Here is an 18056-nt window from a genome sequence, read left to right as displayed (position 1 = left end):
ACCGGTGTGCAGCGGTGACCGCATCGGCCCCGCGCGGGGCGGAGCCGGCCGGCCGGGTCGGTGTCCGATTCCGCTGCCGACGTGCTGACACCTAGGATAGGAAGACGTGACTCCCGCCGACCTCGCCGCCGTCATCCGTGCCGCACTCATCGCCGTTCTCACCGAGCGTGGAGCAGACATCTCGGTGGTGCCGGAGACGGTGACCGTCGAGCGTCCCCGCAACCCGGAACACGGTGACTACGCGACCAACATCGCACTGCAGCTGGCGAAGCGGGTCGGCGCCGCCCCGCGCGAGTTGGCGCAGGAACTGGCCACCGCATTGGCCGAGGATCCCGGTGTGGCATCGGCGGAGATCGCCGGTCCCGGTTTCCTCAACATCCGCCTCGATTCCGGGGCCCAGGGGTCGCTGGTGGCCAGCGTCCTCGAGCAAGGCGAGACATACGGAACCGGTGACGCGATGGCCGGGCGTCGGGTCAACCTGGAGTTCGTGTCCGCCAATCCGACCGGCCCCATCCACCTCGGAGGGACCCGCTGGGCTGCGGTCGGTGACGCACTCGGACGTGTGCTCGAGGCGTCGGGCGCACAGGTCACCCGTGAGTACTACTTCAACGACCACGGCGCCCAGATCGACCGCTTCAGCCGGTCGCTGGCCGCCGCGGCCCGCGGCGAGGCGACGCCAGAGGACGGGTACGCGGGCGCCTACATCGAGGACATCGCGGCGCGCGTCGTCGCGGAACACCCGGACGTGCTGGCGCTGCCGGAGGCAGAGGGGCTCGAGACCTTCCGCGCAGCGGGGGTCGATCTGATGTTCACGCACATCAAGGCCTCGCTCGCCGAGTTCGGGACCGTATTCGACGTCTACACCCACGAGAACTCGATGTTCACCTCCGGTGCGGTCGACCGGGCGATCGAGGTGCTCAAGGGCAACGGCAACCTCTACGAGTCCGAGGGCGCCTGGTGGTTGCGCTCGACGGACTTCGGCGACGACAAGGACCGAGTCGTCCTCAAGTCGGACGGGAACGCCGCCTACATCGCGGGTGACATCGCCTACTTCCTGGACAAGCGGGATCGTGGATTCGACCTGTGCATCTACATGCTCGGCGCGGACCACCACGGTTACATCGCGCGACTCAAGGCGGCAGCAGCCGCGCTCGGTGACGACCCCGCCACGATCGAGGTGCTCATCGGCCAGATGGTGAGCCTCGTGCGGGACGGCGTCCCGGTCAAGATGAGCAAGCGCGCGGGCACCGTCATCACCCTCGACGATCTGGTGGATGCGATCGGGGTCGACGCCGCGCGGTATGCGCTCATCCGCTCGTCGGTGGACCAGACCATGGACATCGACCTCCAGTTGTGGACCTCGGCCACCAACGACAATCCGGTCTTCTACGTGCAGTACGCGCACGCCCGCCTGTGCTCGCTGGCCCGAAACGCGGCGGACCTGGGCGTGACCATCGAGGGCGCCGATCTCGCGTTGTTGGTCGAGGACCGGGAGGGCGCGCTCATCCGCACCATCGGCGAGTTCCCCCGGGTCGTGGCGAGCGCCGCCGACCTGCGTGAGCCCCACCGGGTCGCCCGGTATCTGGAGGAACTCGCGGGCGCGTACCACCGCTTCTACGACACCTGCCGGGTCCTGCCGATGGGGGACGAGGAAGCCGGGCCGCTCCATGCGGCGCGGTTGGCCCTCAGCACGGCGACCAGGCAGACGCTCGCCAACGGCCTGCGGCTGATCGGTGTCAGCGCCCCGGAGAAGATGTGAGCGCCCACCCGGCAGGGGCCCGGCACGAGTTCCCGCACGCCCCGGGGATAGGCGAGCGCCCGTCGAGCGCGGACGACGTGATGGCGCTCGACCCGGCCGTGTGGCCACGCGGATCGCGCCGGCGCGAGGACGGGATGGCGGAGTTCGCCGGGGTCTCGGCGGGGGAGCTCGCCGCCGAGTTCGGTACGCCGCTGTTCGTGATCGACGAGGACGACTTCCGCTCCCGCTGCCGGGAGATGGCCGAAGCGTTCGGCGGCGCCGACAGGGTCCACTACGCCTCCAAGGCGTTCCTGTGCACCGAGACCGCGCGCTGGGTCGCGGAGGAGGGCCTGAGCATGGACGTCGCCTCGGGTGGCGAGCTGGCGGTGGCCCTGCGCGCCGATTTCCCCCCGGCCCGGATCACGATGCACGGCAACAACAAGTCCGCCGACGAACTGCGCATGGCGGTACGCAGTGGCGTCGGGCACGTGGTCCTCGACGCGATGTCCGAGATACGTCTCCTCGACCGCATCGCTCGGGAGGAGGGCGTGGTCCAAGACGTCTTCATCCGCGTGACGGTCGGTGTGGAGGCCCACACCCACGAGTTCATCGCCACGGCACACGAGGATCAGAAATTCGGGTTCTCCCTCGCCGGGGGCGCGGCCATCGAGGCAGTACGTGCGGTGTTCGACGCGGATCACATCCGGTTGACCGGCCTGCACAGCCATATCGGATCGCAGATCTTCGACGTCGACGGCTTCGAGCTCGCGGCCCGCCGGGTGATCGGATTCCTGCGGGAGATCGTCGACGAGTTCGGTGTCGAACGCACCGCCCAACTGGACCACCTGGACCTGGGCGGTGGCCTGGGCATCAGCTACGTCCCCTCCGACGACCCCCCGCCTATCGGACAACTGGCCGGGGCACTGTCGAGGATCGTGGACGGGTTCTCCGAGGACGTGGGTCTGACCCCTCCGACCCTGGTCGTCGAACCCGGTCGCGCGATCGCCGGCCCCGGCACCGTCACCCTCTACGAGGTCGGCGTGGTCAAGGACGTCGAACTGTCGGGCGGGGAGAGCCGCCGGTACCTCAGCGTCGACGGCGGGATGAGCGACAACATCAGAACGGCGTTGTACGACGCCGTGTACGACGCCCGACTGGTGGGCCGCGCCTCGACGGCCGAGCCCGTGGTCGCGCGGTTGGTGGGCAAGCACTGCGAGAGCGGCGACGTGGTCGTGCGTGACCTGTGGATGCCCGAGGACGTGGGTGCCGGGGACCTCGTGGCCGTCGCCGCGACGGGCGCGTACTGCTATTCCATGTCGAGCCGGTACAACCTCATCGGTAGGCCGGCGGTGGTGGCGGTCCGCGACGGTCGGGCGCGCCTGGTACTGCGACGTGAAACCCTTGACGATCTGACGAGCCTGGAGGTGGGACAGTGAGCGACGCAACGGCGTCTGGCGTGCGACCCGTGGGAGTGGCGGTGCTCGGGATGGGCACCGTCGGGACCGAGGTCATCCGCTACATGACGGACAACGCGGAGGCGCTCGCCGCCCGCATCGGCGCACCGCTGGTGCTGCGGGGTGTCGCGGTCCGGGACCTGTCCCGCGACAGGGGGCTGGACCCCCAGCTCCTCACCGCGGACCCGGCCTCGCTCGTCTCACGCGAGGACGTCGACGTCGTCGTCGAACTCATGGGCGGCATCGACGTGCCGCGCCCCCTCCTGCTGGAGGCGTTGCGGCACGGCAAGGCCGTCGTCACCGCCAACAAGGCCCTGCTCGCGGAGTACACCGACGAGCTCGCCGAGGCCGCGGACTCGACCCGCACCGACCTGTACTTCGAGGCGGCGGTGGCGGGGGCGATCCCGGTGATCGGACCCCTGCGTCGTTCCATGGCGGGCGACCAGGTCGAGCGGGTGGTGGGCATCGTCAACGGCACCACCAACTACATCCTGTCGGAGATGGGTTCGACGGGGGCCGACTACTCGGAGACCCTGGCGGAGGCCTCCCGACTCGGGTATGCGGAAGCCGACCCCACGGCCGACGTGGAGGGTTACGACGCGGCGGCGAAGGCCGCGATCCTGGCGTCGATCGCGTTCCACAGCCGGGTGACCGCGGGTGATGTGTACCGCGAGGGGATCTCCCGGATCTCGCCCGACGACTTCGCCTCCGCCCGCGACATGGACTGCACGATCAAGCTCCTCGCGATCTGCGAGAAGCTACGGCGGGCGGACGGGAGCGAGGCGGTCTCGGCGCGGGTGTACCCGGCGTTGCTGCCCAACTCCCACCCGCTGGCCACGGTGGGCGGCGCGTTCAACGCCGTGGTCGTGGAGGCCGAGGCGGCCGGTCGCCTGATGTTCTACGGCCAGGGCGCAGGCGGTTCCCCGACCGCGTCCGCCGTCCTCGGTGACATGGTCGCCGCGGCCCGCAACAAGGTCAGCTCCGGTCGTGCGCCCGGGGAGTCGACCTACGCGGCCCTGCCGGTGGCGTCGATGGACGAGGTCTCGACCCGCTACCACGTGCGTATGCGGGTGGCCGACAAGCCCGGCGTGCTGGCACTGGTGGCGGCGGAGTTCTCCCGTCACCGGGTGTCCATCGCCCAGGTGCGCCAGACCGAGGTCGAGGTGCCCGAGACCCAGGGCGACGACACCGAGCCGACCGCAGAACTCACCGTCCTGACCCACCGGGCCTCCGAGCGCGCGCTGGCGGACACCGTCGCGGCGCTGTCGGACCAGGACGCCGTCTCGGTCATCACCAGCGTCATCCGTCTCGAGGGAGTGGACACAGAATGAGCAAGCCCCACAAGCCCGTGCACAACCGGTGGCCCGGTCTCATCGAGGCCTACCGCGACCGACTGCCGATCGGGGACACCTGGGAACCGGTCACCCTCTTCGAGGGCGGCACGCCCCTCATCCCGGCCACCTACCTCTCCGAGGTCACGGGTTGCGAGGTCTACCTCAAGGTGGAGGGGCTCAACCCGACCGGTTCGTTCAAGGACCGCGGGATGACCATGGCCGTCACGGACGCCAAGGCTCGGGGACAGAAGGCCGTGCTGTGTGCCTCGACCGGCAACACCTCCGCCTCGGCGGCCGCCTACGCCACCCGCGCCCGGATGGGCTGCGCGGTGCTCATCCCGCAGGGGAAGATCGCCGCGGGCAAGCTGGCGCAGGCGGTCATGCACGGTGCGACGATCATCCAGGTCGACGGCAACTTCGACGACTGCCTGGAGTTGGCGCGCAAGACCACCGCCACCTATGCGGAGATCGGACTGGTCAACTCGGTCAACCCGGTGCGCATCGAGGGGCAGAAGACCGCCGCGTTCGAGATCGTCGACGTTCTCGGACGCGCACCGGACCTGCACTTCCTGCCGGTGGGCAACGCCGGCAACATCACCGCCTACTGGAAGGGCTACAGCGAGTACCACGCGGACGGCGTCATCTCCGCCCGGCCGCGGATGATGGGTGTCCAGGCCGCGGGCGCGGCACCGCTGGTCGACGGCGCGCCGGTCAAGAACCCGGAGACGATCGCCACCGCCATCCGGATCGGGGCCCCGGCGTCGTGGGACGGCGCGGTCACGGCACGGGACGAGTCCGGGGGCACGTTCCGCAAGCGCACGGACGAGCAGATCCTCGAGGCCTACCGCACCGTCGCGGGCAAGGACGGCGTGTACGTGGAGCCCGCGTCCGCGGCGTCGGTCGCCGGCCTCCTCGACGCGCACGCGCGCGGCGAGCTCGAGGCCGGTCAGACCATCGTCTGCACGGTCACAGGTAACGGGCTCAAGGACCCGGACACCGCACTCCTGGGTATGCCGGAGGTCGAGGCGATCCCGGTGGATCCGACGGCTGTCGCCGGCGCGCTCGGCCTGGAATGAGCGGCATGAGCGCAACCGGCCCCGAGGTCTTCGGCAGCTCCGGCGGCCGCATTCTCCCGGTCGGACGCACGGTGAGCGTCGAGGTGCCCGCGTCCAGCGCGAACCTCGGTCCGGGTTTCGACGCCCTCGGAGTGGCCCTGGGCCTCTACGACACCATCACCGTCACGACGATCGAGTCGGGCCTCGAGCTCGAGGTGTCGGGGGAAGGAGCCGGACAGGTGCCCGCCGATGCCTCGCATCTCGTGGCGAAGGCGGTCGAGGCGGGCCTGCGGGCCGGTGGGATGGGTGCCCCGGGTGTCCGGATCACCTGCACCAACTCGATCCCGCATTCCCGAGGTCTGGGCTCGTCCGCGTCCGCGGCGGTCGGGGGACTGGTCGCGGCGAACGGACTCATGGGCCGGGTTCTCACCGACGAGCACCTGGTACAGCTGGCCAGCGAGTTCGAGGGGCACCCCGACAACGCGGCCGCCAGTGTCCTCGGCGGGGTCGTGGTCTCGTGGACCGAGCGGTCGGCGACGACCGTGGTCTACCGGGCGGTCCGGATGGAGGTGGACCCGTCGATCGTCGTGACCGTGCTGGTGCCGTCGGAGACCTCCTCTACCGCGCAGACCCGGGGATTGCTCCCGGCGACCGTCCCCCACGAGGACGCCGCGTTCAACGCCAGCCGGGCCGCTCTCATGTCGGTGGCCCTGGCCAGCCACCCGGAGTTCCTCCCGGCCGCCACCGAGGACCGGCTCCACCAGTCCTACCGCGCCCCGGCGCTCCCCGCGACCACCGAGTGGGTGGCCCGGCTGCGGGAGCGGGGTCTGGCGGCGACCGTCTCCGGTGCGGGCCCGACCGTACTGGTCCTGGGGACCGGTGCCCTCCCGGCAGATCTGCGCGGGGACGCCGAGTCCCAGGGGTGGCGGGTGCTGGATCTGAAGATCGCGGAAGGTGCCCGGGTCCTCACCCCAGGTTGAGCCCCGCCCCCGTGGCGCCGGTCAGCCCGCGGAACCCGGTGCGATCGTGGTGACCCGGTACTCCCCGGACGCGTGCAGCGAGCGTATCGCCCGCTTGTCGTATTTTCCCACCGAGGTTCGGGGGATGTCGTCGACGAACGCCCAGTGGTCGGGCCGTTTCCACAGTTCGACGTGTCCCTCCAGCCCCTCCCACAGCGCTCGGGCGGTGGCGGTGGCGCCGGGTTTGAGGTGGACCAGGACCAGGGGGCGGTTACCCCAGCGTCGGTCCGGGACCCCGATCACCGCGGCGTCCGCCACGCGGTCGTCCCGCAGGACCGCGTGCTCGAGTTCCACCGAGGAGATCAGCTCGCCTCCCGAGGCGATGACGTCGTCCACCCGGTCCACCACGTCGAGGTAACCCCTTGGCGAGATGGTGGCCATGTCCCCGGTGCGCAGCCACCCGTCGACGAACCGGTCGCCGGCCTCCTCACACAGGTAGCGGGCGGTCACCCACGGGCCCCGGATCTGGAGTTCGCCGACCGACCAGCCGTCGTTCGGCAGCACCCGCCCGGCCTCGACGACACGCGCCTCGACGGCGGCGGGGAACCGTCCCTGGCCGAGGATCTGGGCCCGGCGGTGCGTCGCGGAGGAGTGTGGGTCCGCGCGGGCGAAGGTGGCGATGGGGCTCGACTCGGTGAGCCCGTAGGCCTGCATGATGGTGACCCCGTGGCGCGTGACGAACGCGTCGAACAACGCCTCGGGCACCGGGGAGCCACCGACCAACACCTCGCTGAGGTGCCCGAGTGGTTGAGGGTTGGTCTCCAGCCGCCGCAGTAGTCGCTGCAACGAGGCGGGGGTGGTGGCGACCTTGTTGGGTCGGAACGTGCCCAGGAGTTCGGCCAGGTCGCGTCCGGTCTGAATCGCGTGGCCCGGCCGCGGGCGGGCGGTGATGATGCTCGCGCCGGTCATGAACGCGGCGAACGGCAGTCCCCATGACATGACGTGGAACATCGGCACGGTCGTCAGGACGGTGTCGCCGCTGCGGAGCGCGGCGCTCTCCGCCATGCACATCTCCATCGAGTGCAGCCAGATCGACCTGTGTGTGAACGTCACGGCCTTGGACAGGCCGGTGGTGCCCGAGGTGTACGCGAGCGCGGCGGCGGTGCGCTCGTCCAGATCGGGCCAGGGGTACGTCGTGGGACGCCCGTCGAGGAGGGATTCGAGCGCGTGGATCTCCACAGTGTGATCGTCTCCGGACGAGTCGGCGGTGCGCTCCGGGAGGTGGCTGTCGAAGACGACGAGGTGGCGCACGTGCTCCAGTTCCGCCACCACGTCGAGTGCGAGTGTGAGCAGTTCGGGGTCCACGAGCAGGACGGAGACGTTGTTCTCGCGCAGGGCGGCCCGGAGGAACGACAGTGGTCTGAGGACGTTGACCGAGAACACGACCGCGCCCATCGACGGTAGGGCGAACACCGCCTCCACGACCTCGGTGCGGCTGCCGGAGAACACCGCGACGACGTCGCCTTCCTCCACGCCGAGGTCGGCGAGTGCATGGGCAGTGGCCGCCGCTCTCGCCGCGATCACATCGAAACGGGTGGTCTGCGGCTGCAGGTCGCCAACGAAACCGGTCACGGTGGAGCCGGCGTGGCGCTCGGAGGCGTGGTCGAGGATCCGGGACACGAGCAACGGGGTGTCGAGCATCGTTCCGAACATGCCGGCCTCCCTCCGCGTGTCCGCAGTGGGCTGTAGATTACCGCTCGCGGGGGGTGAGGCGGACACCGCGGGCGGGACTCGCGAGGGCCACGCACGTGGAAACGGGTTCCGGGTAGTATGCTTGCCGAAGCCACGGACGCCCGGTCGTCCCCGCATCCGGAAGACATCTCCAGTTCGCCCACCGCCATCGCGGTCGGCGGCGCGCGAGCCGGTCCCGGCGGGAGCGGCCGAACGGCGAGTGGTCAACAGGGATCTTCGTGCCCGTGAGTGGTTCTCTTCCGCTGTCGACGATCAGCATCCAGTCGGCCAGGCCGGGTGCCACCTCGAGCACATCCCCCTCAGACGAATCCGTGTCCGGCCCACTCGCCGCCACGGAAGGCCTCAGCGGCCACCCGGGACGCCCGTCCGCGTCCCGGACAGACGCTCGGTTGCGAGGCGGATGACACCGCCCCGGCCCGGGCCCAGAAAGGACACCCGTGACCTCGACGGAAACCCAATCCACGCCGCCGCAGGGCGCTGCACTGGCAGCCATGCGACTGGCGGACCTCAAGTCCCTTGCGCAGCAGATGGGCCTCAAGGGCCTCTCCGGCAAGCGCAAGAGCGACCTCGTCGCGATGATCGACGGGGCGCGGGGCGGCAGAGCCCCGGCGCCTGTCCCGCCCGCATCCACCGCGACCACCCCGGCTCCGGACGGTGACCCCCGGCCCGACGCCCGGCAGCCCACCCAGGAGGGGCAGCCGTCCCGGCGCGAGACCCGCAGCCCCGACGAGGGCAGGTCCCGCGACGAGGGGCAGTCGCGTGGTGAGGACCGGGACCGCGAGGAGAACCAGAATCGCGGCGACGACCAGGCCCAGGGTGACCGGAACCGTCATGAGGACGGCGCACGCACCAGTGGCCAGAACCAGAACCAGAATCAGGGCCAGAACCAGGGCAACCGGCAGCGCCGGGGTGGACAGAACCGCGACGACCAGGGTTCGGACCAGCAGAACTCCGGTCAGCAGAACCGTGACCAGCAGGGCGGCCGAAACCGCGACCAGCAGTCCGGCGACCAGCAGAACCGTGACCAGCAGGGCGGCCGAAACCGCGACCAGCAGTCCGGCGACCAGCAGAACCGTGACCAGCAGGGCGGCCGAAACCGCGACCAGCAGGGCGGCGACCAGCAGAACTCCGGTCAGCAGAACCGTGACCAGCAGGGTGGCCGCAACCGCAATCGCGACCAACAGTCCGGCGACGCGGGCAACCAGGGCAACCAGGGCAACCAGGGTGGCGACAACGGCCCCCGGGGCGACGGCCAGAACAGGGACGACGACGGGAGCGGGCGCGGTCGTCGGAGCCGCCGTCGGCGCGAGCGGAACCGCGGCGGTGGCGGTGGCCGCCCGGCGGAGGGCGAGACCGAGGTGCGGGACGACGACGTCCTCCAGCCGGTCGCCGGGATCCTCGACGTGCTGGACAACTACGCGTTCGTACGCACTTCCGGCTACCTCGCGGGTTCGAACGACGTCTACGTCTCGATGAACATGATCCGCAAGTACGGCCTCCGTCGTGGTGACGCGATCACCGGAGCGGTCAAGATGCCGCGTGACGGACAGAACGACGGCCAGAACGACGGCCAGAACGACGGGCCGGGCGGCGGGCAGGGCGGCGGCCGAGGCGGCGGGCAGGGCGGACAGGGAGGCAAGAACCGGGCGAAGTTCAACCCGCTGGTCCGGATCGACTCGGTCAACGGCGGTCCCCTCGAGGACGTCCGCAACCGTCCGGAATTCGGCAAGCTCACACCGCTGTACCCCAACCAGCGGCTGCGCCTCGAGACCGAGAAGAACATCATCTCGACCCGGGTGATCGACCTGATCATGCCGATCGGTAAGGGCCAGCGTGCGCTGATCGTCTCCCCGCCCAAGGCGGGTAAGACCACGATCCTGCAGAACATCGCGAACTCGATCGCGGTCAACAACCCCGAATGCCACCTCATGGTCGTGCTCGTCGACGAGCGACCGGAGGAGGTCACCGACATGCAGCGGTCGGTGAAGGGTGAGGTCATCGCCTCGACCTTCGACCGTCCGCCGTCGGATCACACCCAGGTCGCGGAGCTCGCGATCGAGCGGGCCAAGCGTCTGGTGGAGATGGGGCAGGACGTCGTGGTGCTCCTCGACTCCATCACCCGCCTCGGTCGCGCCTACAACAACTCCTCGCCCGCATCGGGGCGCATCCTGTCCGGTGGTGTCGACTCGACGGCGCTGTACCCGCCCAAGCGGTTCCTGGGCGCGGCGCGCAACATCGAGAACGGCGGGTCCCTGACGATCATCTCCACGGCGATGGTCGAGACCGGGTCCGCCGGCGACACGGTGATCTTCGAGGAGTTCAAGGGCACCGGCAACGCGGAGCTCAAGCTGGACCGGCGCATCGCCGAGCGTCGGGTGTTCCCCGCCGTCGACGTGGGCCCCTCGGGTACCCGCAAGGAAGAGCTGCTCATGACTCCCGAGGAGGCCGGGGTCATGCACAAGCTGCGCCGGGTGCTGTCGGGCCTCGACTCGCACCAGGCCATCGACCTCCTGATGTCGCAGTTGCGCAAGACCAACACCAACTACGAGTTCCTGTTGCAGGTGGCAAAGACGACTCCGACGCTGCCGCAGGACGAGGAGTGACAGACGCCCCGGGGCGATCGCCCTCCTCGGTGGACGACGTCCTCTCGGAGTACGGGGGCCTCGAGGCGCAGCTGTCGGACCCCGCCCTCCACGAGGACGCCGCGGCCGCGCGCAGGGTGGGCAAGCGCTTCGCCGAGCTGACCCCCGTGGTGCGGTGTCACCGCGCGCTGGTGGCGACCAGGGACGATCTCGCCGCCGCCCGTGAGCTGGCCGACGACGATTCGTCGTTCGCCGAGGAGGCCGAACGCCTGGCGATCGAGGCCACCGAGCTGGAGTCGCGCCTGGCGGACCTGTTGGCGCCGCGGGACCCCCATGACGCGGACGACGTGGTGATGGAGATCAAGTCCGGTGAGGGCGGCGAGGAGTCCGCGCTGTTCGCCGCGGACCTGGCCCGCATGTACACCCGATACGCCGAGAAGCACGGCTGGGTGGTCGAGGTCCTCGGCGTGACCGAGTCCGATCTGGGGGGATACAAGGACGCCTCGTTCTCGATCCGGTCGCGCCACCCCTCGCGTGACGGCGTGTGGTCCCGTCTGAAGTTCGAGGGCGGCGTCCACCGGGTGCAGCGGGTCCCCGTGACGGAGTCGCAGGGGCGGGTCCACACGTCCGCCGCGGGCGTGTTGGTGTTCCCGGAACCGGAGGACGTGGGTCCGGTCGAGATCGACGAGTCGGATCTGCGTATCGACGTCTACCGGTCGTCCGGCAAGGGCGGGCAGGGGGTCAACACCACCGACTCGGCGGTGCGGATCACCCACCTGCCCACCGGCACGGTCGTCACGTGTCAGAACGAACGAAGTCAGTTGCAGAACAAGCATCGCGCGCTCCAGGTCCTGGCCGCCCGTCTCCAGGCGGCGGCCGAGGAGGCCGCGAGTGCGGAGGCATCCGAAGGACGGGCCACGCAGGTCCGGACCGTTGATCGCTCGGAACGGATCCGCACCTACAACTTCCCGGAGAACCGGATCGCGGACCACCGGGTCGGATTCAAGGCGCACAATCTGGACGCCGTGCTGGGCGGTGATCTCGACGCGGTGCTCGACGCGCTCGCGGACGAGGACCGGCGTCGGCGTATGGAAGACGCGTAGGCCGTGGACGCCAACCCGGTCCCGGTCGGAGTGACCGGGGTCGTGAGCTCGGCCGCGCGACAGTTGCGGGACGCCGGCATCGACTCCGCCCACGTCGAGGCGCAACTCGTGTGCGCCCACGTCCTCGGTGTGGACCGGTCGGTCCTGCCGATGGCCGACGGGCTCGATGCCACCGCGGTCGCCGAGGTCGATCGGATCGTCGCCGCCCGCGCCCGTGACCGGACCCCGCTCCAGTACCTCCTCGGTCGTGCCACCTCTGGTCGGCTAGACCTCGCGGTGGGGCCGGGTGTCTTCATCCCCAGGCCGGAGACCGAGTTGCTGGTGGAGAACACGCTCGCCGCGCTCCCCGCTCCGGGAGAGGGGCCCGGCCCCGTCGTCGTGGACCTCTGCGCCGGCAGTGGGACCCTGGCCCTCGAGATCGCCCACGCCCGCCCGGATGCGGTCGTCCATGCGGTCGAGCTCCACGGGCCGGCGCTGGAGTGGCTCCGACACAATGTCGCCGAGCGGGCGGCGGCGGGGGACACACCCGTCGAGATCCACCGGGGGGACGCGACGGACCACGCACTGCTGGCGCAGCTCAGGGGTGCGGTCGACGCGGTGGTGTCCAACCCGCCCTACATCCCGCAGACCGACGACCTCCCCGGGGACGTGCTCGGGCAGGAGCCGTCGACCGCGCTGTTCGGTGGAGAGGACGGCCTCGCCGTCATCACTCCGCTCGTCGCCGTCGCGGCGGGACTCCTCGGCCCGGGAGGGCACCTCGCCGTGGAGCACGACGACACGACCGGGGCCACCGTCGCCGCGGTGGTCTGGGCGCAGGGGAGCTTCGGTAACGTGGAACGGCACACCGACCTCGCCGGACGTCCGAGGTTCGTCACCGCGACGAGACTCGCCGGCGACCACGACGACGACCATGACGACGAGATCGACCCGACAGTCCAGAAGGGGATCACCCGGTGACCATCACCTACGACTGCACCGAGGAGACGGGCCGCGAGGTCGGCCTCAGTTCCGCGGCCGGCGCCCTGCGCGCGGGTCGACTCGTCGTGACCCCGACGGACACGCTGTACGGCATCGCCGCCGACGCGTTCGACGCGGACGCTGTCACCTCCCTGCTCTCGGCCAAGCGCCGCGGGCCGGACATGCCGGTGCCCGTCCTGGTGGGGTCGTGGGAGACCATCGACGGTCTCGTGGTGGGCACCCCCGCGGCCGCCCGAGATCTCATCCGGGCCTTCTGGCCCGGTGGCCTGAGTCTGATCGTGCACCAGGCACCCTCGCTGGGCTGGAATCTCGGGCACACCCACGGGACCGTCATGCTCCGGATGCCCTTGCACCCCGTCGCCCTCGAACTCCTTCGTGAGGTCGGCCCGCTGGCCGTCTCCAGCGCCAACGTGTCCGGACAGCCCCCGGCCACCACGATCACCCAGGCACGCGAGCAGCTCGGCGATTCGGTGGCCGTCTACCTGGACGGCGGCCCCTGCGCGATCGGCGAGCCGTCGACGATCGTCGACCTCACCGGGCCCGCTCCCCGCATCGTGCGGGAGGGCGCCGTGAGCGCGGAACGCGTCGGAGAGGTCCTGGGGACCGACCCCGCGACCCTGCGCGGCTGACCCGGTGATCTGATCGTGGGAATCGGGGTCCCGTTCCGCGAGCTCCTGCTCATCGCGGTGACGGCCGGCCTGGTCACCTTCATCGTCACGGGACTGGTCAGGGGAGTGGCGCCGGCCATCGGCGGCCTCGCCTATCCCCGCGACCGGGATGTCCACGTGGTCCCGACGCCCCGCCTCGGCGGGGTGGGGATCTTCACCGGCATGCTGATCGCGGTCTACCTGGCCGCGCAGTTACCCGCCCTCAACCGCGCGTTCCCGCCGTTCGCCCCGGATGTGGAGGCGACGATCATCGCCGGCGGGGTGATCGTCCTGGTCGGGATCGTCGACGACATCCTCGGTCTCGGTGCTGTCACCAAGCTCGCGGGTCAGGCCGCCGCGGCCGGGGTCCTGGTGGCCATGGGCGTGTCATGGACCCTGGTGTACCTCCCGTTCGGCGACGGCAACATCCTCGTCCTGGACCAGCTCCAGGCGGGTCTGCTCACGGTCGTGTTCACCCTTGCAATCGTCAACGCGATGAACTTCGTCGACGGCCTCGACGGTCTCGCCGCCGGTCTCGGTGCGATCGCGGCCATGGCGATCTGTGTCTTCTCCGTGGGCATCATGCTCGACCAGGGTGGCACGGTCGGCGCGTACCCGCCGGCGCTCGTCACGGCGGTGCTCGCCGGGGCACTGGTGGGCTTCCTGCCGCACAACTTCCAACCGGCCCGCATCTTCATGGGGGACTCGGGCTCGATGCTGATCGGCCTGGTCCTCGCCGCGGCCTCCACCAGCGCGTCGGGCAAGATCTCGCAGAGCCTGTACGGGCCGCAGGACATGATCGTCCTGCTCTCACCGATGATCGTGGTGGCGGCGGCGATGTTCGTCCCCGTGCTCGACCTCGTCATGGCGGTGGTCCGCCGGGTCGGCGCCGGCCGGAGTCCGTTCGCACCGGACAAGATGCACCTGCATCACCGGCTGCTCGCCCTGGGGCACTCCCACCGGCGGGTCGCACTGGTGATCTACGCGTGGGTGTCGCTCATCGCGTTCGGGGCGGTCGGCGCGACGATGCTGCCCACCGAGGTGATCGTCCCCCTGATCGCGGCCGCCCTCCTGTCGGTGCTGGCCGCGACGCTGGTCCCGCGACTGCGCAGCTCGCGGGGTCAGGACCGCACGGGCACCGACGGCACCCGTCCCCGGGGCGACTAGGCTGACCGGCATGGACGAAGCACCGACACTCCCCACCGAGAGCGCCCACACCGTCGGACTGCGTAGGGCGGTGACACTGGGAGCCACCGCGCTGGCCGTGCTCATGGTGCTCAGCGCCGGCGTGTGGTGGGCGGTGGACGGACAGCCCGGGTTGTGGGGTGCTCTGCTCGGCGCCGCCATCGGCGGGGTGTTCGTTCTCCTCACCGCGGTCGTCGTGATCGCCACCGCCAAAACCTCACCCCAGGTGACGGGGGCCGTACTGCTCGGCACGTGGCTGCTCAAGCTCATCGTGGCGATCGGGGTCGTCGCAGCGCTCAAGCCACTCGACTTCTACTCGAAGCGCGCCTTCGCCCTGACGATCGTCGTGGCCATGGTGGTGGTCCTCGTATCGGAGACCGTCGCGGTCCTCCGGAACCGCGCCCCGTACGTGGAACCCTGACCCGCGCGGCGGCGCCGTCGTCGTCGGTGTCACGGTTCGATGTCGGCCTTATGATGACCGGATAACAGCCTGAGGTGCCCCCAGGGGTCGGCGAGCCCACCTCTTTGTTACGATGCTCTGCGGAGGGAATCCGGGATGAGGACCGGCCGTACAGGCCACGAGAATCCCCTCGGCCCCTCACGGGTTCCGCAGGTCGGAACGACACACTGGACATGACCACCGTCTCTGCAGGCGGCCCGAACAGGGGAGAGAACGCTGAGCACGTCACTGCTGGCATTCAAGGGCGAGTTTCACCCGCCTTCACTAAAAGACTTCTTCCCGCCGGCAGTGCTCTTCGAGGGGACTCCGTTCGCTCTGGACCGGCTGATGATCATCCGGCTCATCGCGGCAGCGGTCGTGGCGATCCTGTTCTACCTCGCGATGCGCAAGGCGGCCGTCGTGCCGCGCGGGCTGCAGAACGTCGGCGAGATCGCGCTCGACTTCGTCAAGAACAACATCTCCGACGAGATCATCGGCAAGAAGGACGGGGACCGGTTCCTGCCGGTCATCGCCACGATCTTCTTCCTCACGCTGTTCATGAACCTGCCCGCCGTGATCCCGGGATTCAACATCTCGCCCAACGCCCGGATCGGCATGCCGCTGGTCATGGCGGCGATCACGTACGTCGTCTTCATCTACGCAGGCGCCAAGAAGTACGGCTTCTTCTCCTTCGTGGGCAAGTCGGTCGTCGTGCCGAACCTGCCCCCGGCGTTGCACCTGCTGGTGGTGCCGATCGAGTTCGTGTCAACGTTCATTCTGCGGCCGGCCACGCTGACCATCCGTCTCATGGCCAACATGCTGGCCGGGCACATCATGATCGTGCTGCTGTTCTCCGCCACGAACTTCTTCTTCTGGCAGTTCAACGGGTGGACCGCGGTCAGCCTCGTGACCATCATCGTGTCGGTGGCGTTCACGTTCTTCGAGCTGCTGGTGATCTTCCTGCAGGCGTACATCTTCGCTCTGCTCACCGCGGTGTACATCGACCTGTCGCTGCACGCCGACAGTCACTAAATACTTCCGGCGCCCCGAGCGTCGGGACACCCAGACCACACCGACGACCGCGTGCGGACATCCCGCACCGGCCATCTGAAAGAGAACGGAAACCCACATGGATATCGTCACTCTCGCCCAGGCTGCCGAGACCGTCGAGACGACGGCCCGGGGATACGGCGCCATCGGCTACGGCCTCGCCGCCATCGGCCCCGGCATCGGCATCGGCATCGTCGTCGGCAAGGCGATCGAGGGCATGGCTCGCCAGCCCGAGATGGCCGGCCAGCTGCGTACCACGATGTTCCTGGGCATCGCCTTCACCGAGGCCCTCGCGCTCATCGGTATCGTCACCGGCTTCATTTTCTGATCGCCGGCTGGCGCGAAGGTCAACGACATGAATCCGATTAACATTCTCGCCGCAGAGGGCGAGGCGCTCCCGCTGGAGGAGACGCCCAACGTCCTCTCGCCGGCGCTGTACGACATCGTCTGGTCGCTGATCCCCTTCGCTGTCGTCCTGTTCGTGTTCTGGAAGTTCGTCCTCCCGATGTTCAAGCGGGTCCTGGACGAGCGCACCCAGCGCATCGAGGGCGGCATCGAGAAGGCGGAGGCCGCTCAGGCCGAGGCGAAGGCGGCCCTGGACAAGTACAACGCCCAACTCGCGGAGGCGCGCGGCGAAGCCGCGAAGATCCGCGACGACGCGCGTGCCCAGGGGCAGCAGATCCTCGCCGACATGAAGGCCGAGGCACAGGCGGAGAGCGACCGTATCGTCGCCTCCGGCCACCAGCAGCTGGCCGCCCAGCGTCAGCAGATCGTCACGGAGCTCCGTGGCGACCTCGGACGCCAGTCGGTCGAGCTCGCCGAGCGTCTCATGGGTGAGCAGCTGTCCGATCCGGTCCGCCGTTCGGGCACCATCGACCGTTTCCTCGCCGACCTGGACAAGGTCGCCGGGGCGGGCCAGAAGTAAGGAAGAAGCAGACTATGCACGCAGCAAGCCGCGACGCCGTCGAGCAGTCCCGGTCGGTCCTGCAGTCCACGCTCTCCGCCGATCCGGCCGGGGGTGCCACGGGCGCCAAGGTCGGTTCCGAGCTCTTCCAAGTCGTCGACGCCCTGGAGGACGACCGCACCCTCCGGGTCGCCGTCGCGGACTCGTCGGCGCCGGTGGAGGCCCGCGAGGACCTCGCCCGTTCGGTCTTCGGTTGGAAGATCGACGAGTCGACCCTGGCGGTCGTGCTTGCTGCGGTCGCGTTGTCCTGGTCCACCCCGCGGGACCTCCGCGAGGCCCTGGTCACGCTCGGTCGGGAGGCGCTCCTGCTCTCGGCTCGCGAGCAGGGACAGCTCGGGACGGTCGAGGACGAGTTGTTCCGACTGGGCCGCATCGTCGCCGGCGACGCGGAGTTCGAAAAGGCCCTGTCCGACCGGACCACCACCCCTGAGGGCAAGCGTGCACTCCTCGGTCAGGTCCTCTACGGCAAGGTGACCGCGGTCACCGAGGCTCTCGCGGGGCAGGCGATCGCCCGCCCCGCCGGGATGCCCGCCGATGATCTCGACGCGCTGTCCCGGCAGGCCGCCGAGCTCCAGGGACAGTCGGTGGCCGTGGTCACCAGCGCCTCGGAGCTCACCTCCGAGCAGCGGGACGCGCTCGAGGCCAAACTCGCCTCGATCTACGGACGCGAGATGGCGGTACACGTCGAGGTCGACCAGGCGGTGCTCGGCGGCATGGTGATCCGGGTCGGTGACGAGATCATCGACGGTTCCGTCGCCGGGAGGCTGGCGGCTGTTCGACGGGCGCTTCCCTAGGTGCCGACTCCCGACGAGCAAC

16 protein-coding genes are annotated in these 18056 nt (G+C 69.9%); 15 read left to right on the top strand and 1 reads right to left on the bottom strand.

Translation table 11 applies throughout. From position 1 onward, the window contains the following. The first annotated feature begins 106 nt into the window (after positions 1-106). Genes argS through thrB form a run of 5 tightly spaced genes read left to right on the top strand, consistent with a single transcriptional unit; the run spans position 107 to position 6561 of the window. Entirely contained in the window at positions 107-1759 is a 1653-nt protein-coding gene (gene argS, locus NJE57_RS02390; RefSeq protein WP_319026758.1) for an arginine--tRNA ligase, read from the top strand. After that, positions 1756-3174 (top strand): diaminopimelate decarboxylase, encoded by a 1419-nt coding sequence (gene lysA, locus NJE57_RS02385; RefSeq protein ID WP_319026757.1) that lies wholly within the window; start codon positions 1756-1758, stop codon positions 3172-3174. The genes argS and lysA overlap by 4 nt, the downstream gene beginning before the upstream one ends. Continuing rightward, complete coding sequence (locus NJE57_RS02380) at positions 3171-4523, top strand: homoserine dehydrogenase (protein WP_319026756.1); 1353 nt, start codon at positions 3171-3173, stop codon at positions 4521-4523. The genes lysA and NJE57_RS02380 overlap by 4 nt, the downstream gene beginning before the upstream one ends. Beyond that, complete coding sequence (gene thrC, locus NJE57_RS02375; RefSeq protein WP_319026755.1) at positions 4520-5602, top strand: threonine synthase; 1083 nt, start codon at positions 4520-4522, stop codon at positions 5600-5602. Before NJE57_RS02380 ends, thrC begins: the two co-directional genes overlap by 4 nt. Next, positions 5599-6561 (top strand): homoserine kinase, encoded by a 963-nt coding sequence (gene thrB, locus NJE57_RS02370; protein ID WP_319026754.1) that lies wholly within the window; start codon positions 5599-5601, stop codon positions 6559-6561. The genes thrC and thrB overlap by 4 nt, the downstream gene beginning before the upstream one ends. A gap of 21 nt (positions 6562-6582) precedes the next feature. Here thrB and NJE57_RS02365 read toward each other — a convergent pair whose 3' ends face one another. Next, on the bottom strand, positions 6583-8253 hold the full coding sequence (locus NJE57_RS02365; RefSeq protein ID WP_319026753.1) for an AMP-binding protein: 1671 nt from the start codon (positions 8251-8253) through the stop codon (positions 6583-6585). 476 nt (positions 8254-8729) lie between these two features. Between NJE57_RS02365 and rho the strand changes: the two genes are divergently transcribed. The 10 genes from rho (at position 8730) to NJE57_RS02315 (ending at position 18034) form a co-directional block, all read left to right on the top strand. Beyond that, complete coding sequence (gene rho / locus NJE57_RS02360; protein ID WP_413464339.1) at positions 8730-10895, top strand: transcription termination factor Rho; 2166 nt, start codon at positions 8730-8732, stop codon at positions 10893-10895. Continuing rightward, entirely contained in the window at positions 10892-11977 is a 1086-nt protein-coding gene (prfA, locus tag NJE57_RS02355; RefSeq protein ID WP_319026752.1) for a peptide chain release factor 1, read from the top strand. The genes rho and prfA overlap by 4 nt, the downstream gene beginning before the upstream one ends. 3 nt (positions 11978-11980) lie before the next feature. Then, on the top strand, positions 11981-12934 hold the full coding sequence (gene prmC / locus NJE57_RS02350; RefSeq protein WP_319026751.1) for a peptide chain release factor N(5)-glutamine methyltransferase: 954 nt from the start codon (positions 11981-11983) through the stop codon (positions 12932-12934). Further along, a complete protein-coding gene (locus NJE57_RS02345) occupies positions 12931-13584 on the top strand; it encodes an L-threonylcarbamoyladenylate synthase (protein ID WP_319026750.1) in 654 nt (217 codons plus the stop codon). The genes prmC and NJE57_RS02345 overlap by 4 nt, the downstream gene beginning before the upstream one ends. Positions 13585-13599: 15 nt before the next feature. Next, complete coding sequence (locus NJE57_RS02340) at positions 13600-14769, top strand: MraY family glycosyltransferase (protein ID WP_319026749.1); 1170 nt, start codon at positions 13600-13602, stop codon at positions 14767-14769. 10 nt (positions 14770-14779) lie between these two features. Then, positions 14780-15208: a hypothetical protein gene (locus tag NJE57_RS02335; protein WP_319026748.1), complete on the top strand. Its 429-nt coding sequence runs from the start codon at positions 14780-14782 to the stop codon at positions 15206-15208. Between the two features lie 270 nt (positions 15209-15478). Beyond that, positions 15479-16258, top strand: a complete 780-nt coding sequence (gene atpB, locus NJE57_RS02330; protein WP_413464351.1) for a F0F1 ATP synthase subunit A — start codon at positions 15479-15481, stop codon at positions 16256-16258. 97 nt (positions 16259-16355) lie between these two features. Next, positions 16356-16604 carry an ATP synthase F0 subunit C gene (locus NJE57_RS02325; RefSeq protein WP_319026746.1) on the top strand — a complete coding sequence of 83 codons (249 nt, stop codon included), beginning with the start codon at positions 16356-16358 and terminating at the stop codon, positions 16602-16604. A gap of 27 nt (positions 16605-16631) precedes the next feature. Next, positions 16632-17201, top strand: a complete 570-nt coding sequence (locus NJE57_RS02320; RefSeq protein ID WP_319026745.1) for a F0F1 ATP synthase subunit B — start codon at positions 16632-16634, stop codon at positions 17199-17201. Positions 17202-17215: 14 nt separating this feature from the next. Continuing rightward, entirely contained in the window at positions 17216-18034 is an 819-nt protein-coding gene (locus NJE57_RS02315) for a F0F1 ATP synthase subunit delta (RefSeq protein ID WP_319026744.1), read from the top strand. Positions 18035-18056 lie beyond the last annotated feature (22 nt).

Origin of the sequence: Dietzia sp. PP-33, from assembly GCF_033790845.1 — a bacterium.
Taxonomy (GTDB): domain Bacteria; phylum Actinomycetota; class Actinomycetes; order Mycobacteriales; family Mycobacteriaceae; genus Dietzia.
Note: the sequence above shows the minus strand (reverse complement) of the source record. Positions and strands in the feature narration are given on the sequence as shown.

Excerpts from the sequence above, each read along its gene's own strand:
- thrC (WP_319026755.1), top strand. The coding sequence starts at position 4,520 with ATGAGCAAGCCCCACAAGCCCGTGCACAACCGGTGGCCCGGTCTCATC.
- thrB (WP_319026754.1), top strand. The coding sequence starts at position 5,599 with ATGAGCGGCATGAGCGCAACCGGCCCCGAGGTCTTCGGCAGCTCCGGC.
- NJE57_RS02365 (WP_319026753.1), bottom strand. The coding sequence starts at position 8,253 with ATGTTCGGAACGATGCTCGACACCCCGTTGCTCGTGTCCCGGATCCTC.
- NJE57_RS02335 (WP_319026748.1), top strand. The coding sequence starts at position 14,780 with ATGGACGAAGCACCGACACTCCCCACCGAGAGCGCCCACACCGTCGGA.
- NJE57_RS02325 (WP_319026746.1), top strand. The coding sequence starts at position 16,356 with ATGGATATCGTCACTCTCGCCCAGGCTGCCGAGACCGTCGAGACGACG.
- NJE57_RS02320 (WP_319026745.1), top strand. The coding sequence starts at position 16,632 with ATGAATCCGATTAACATTCTCGCCGCAGAGGGCGAGGCGCTCCCGCTG.
- NJE57_RS02315 (WP_319026744.1), top strand. The coding sequence starts at position 17,216 with ATGCACGCAGCAAGCCGCGACGCCGTCGAGCAGTCCCGGTCGGTCCTG.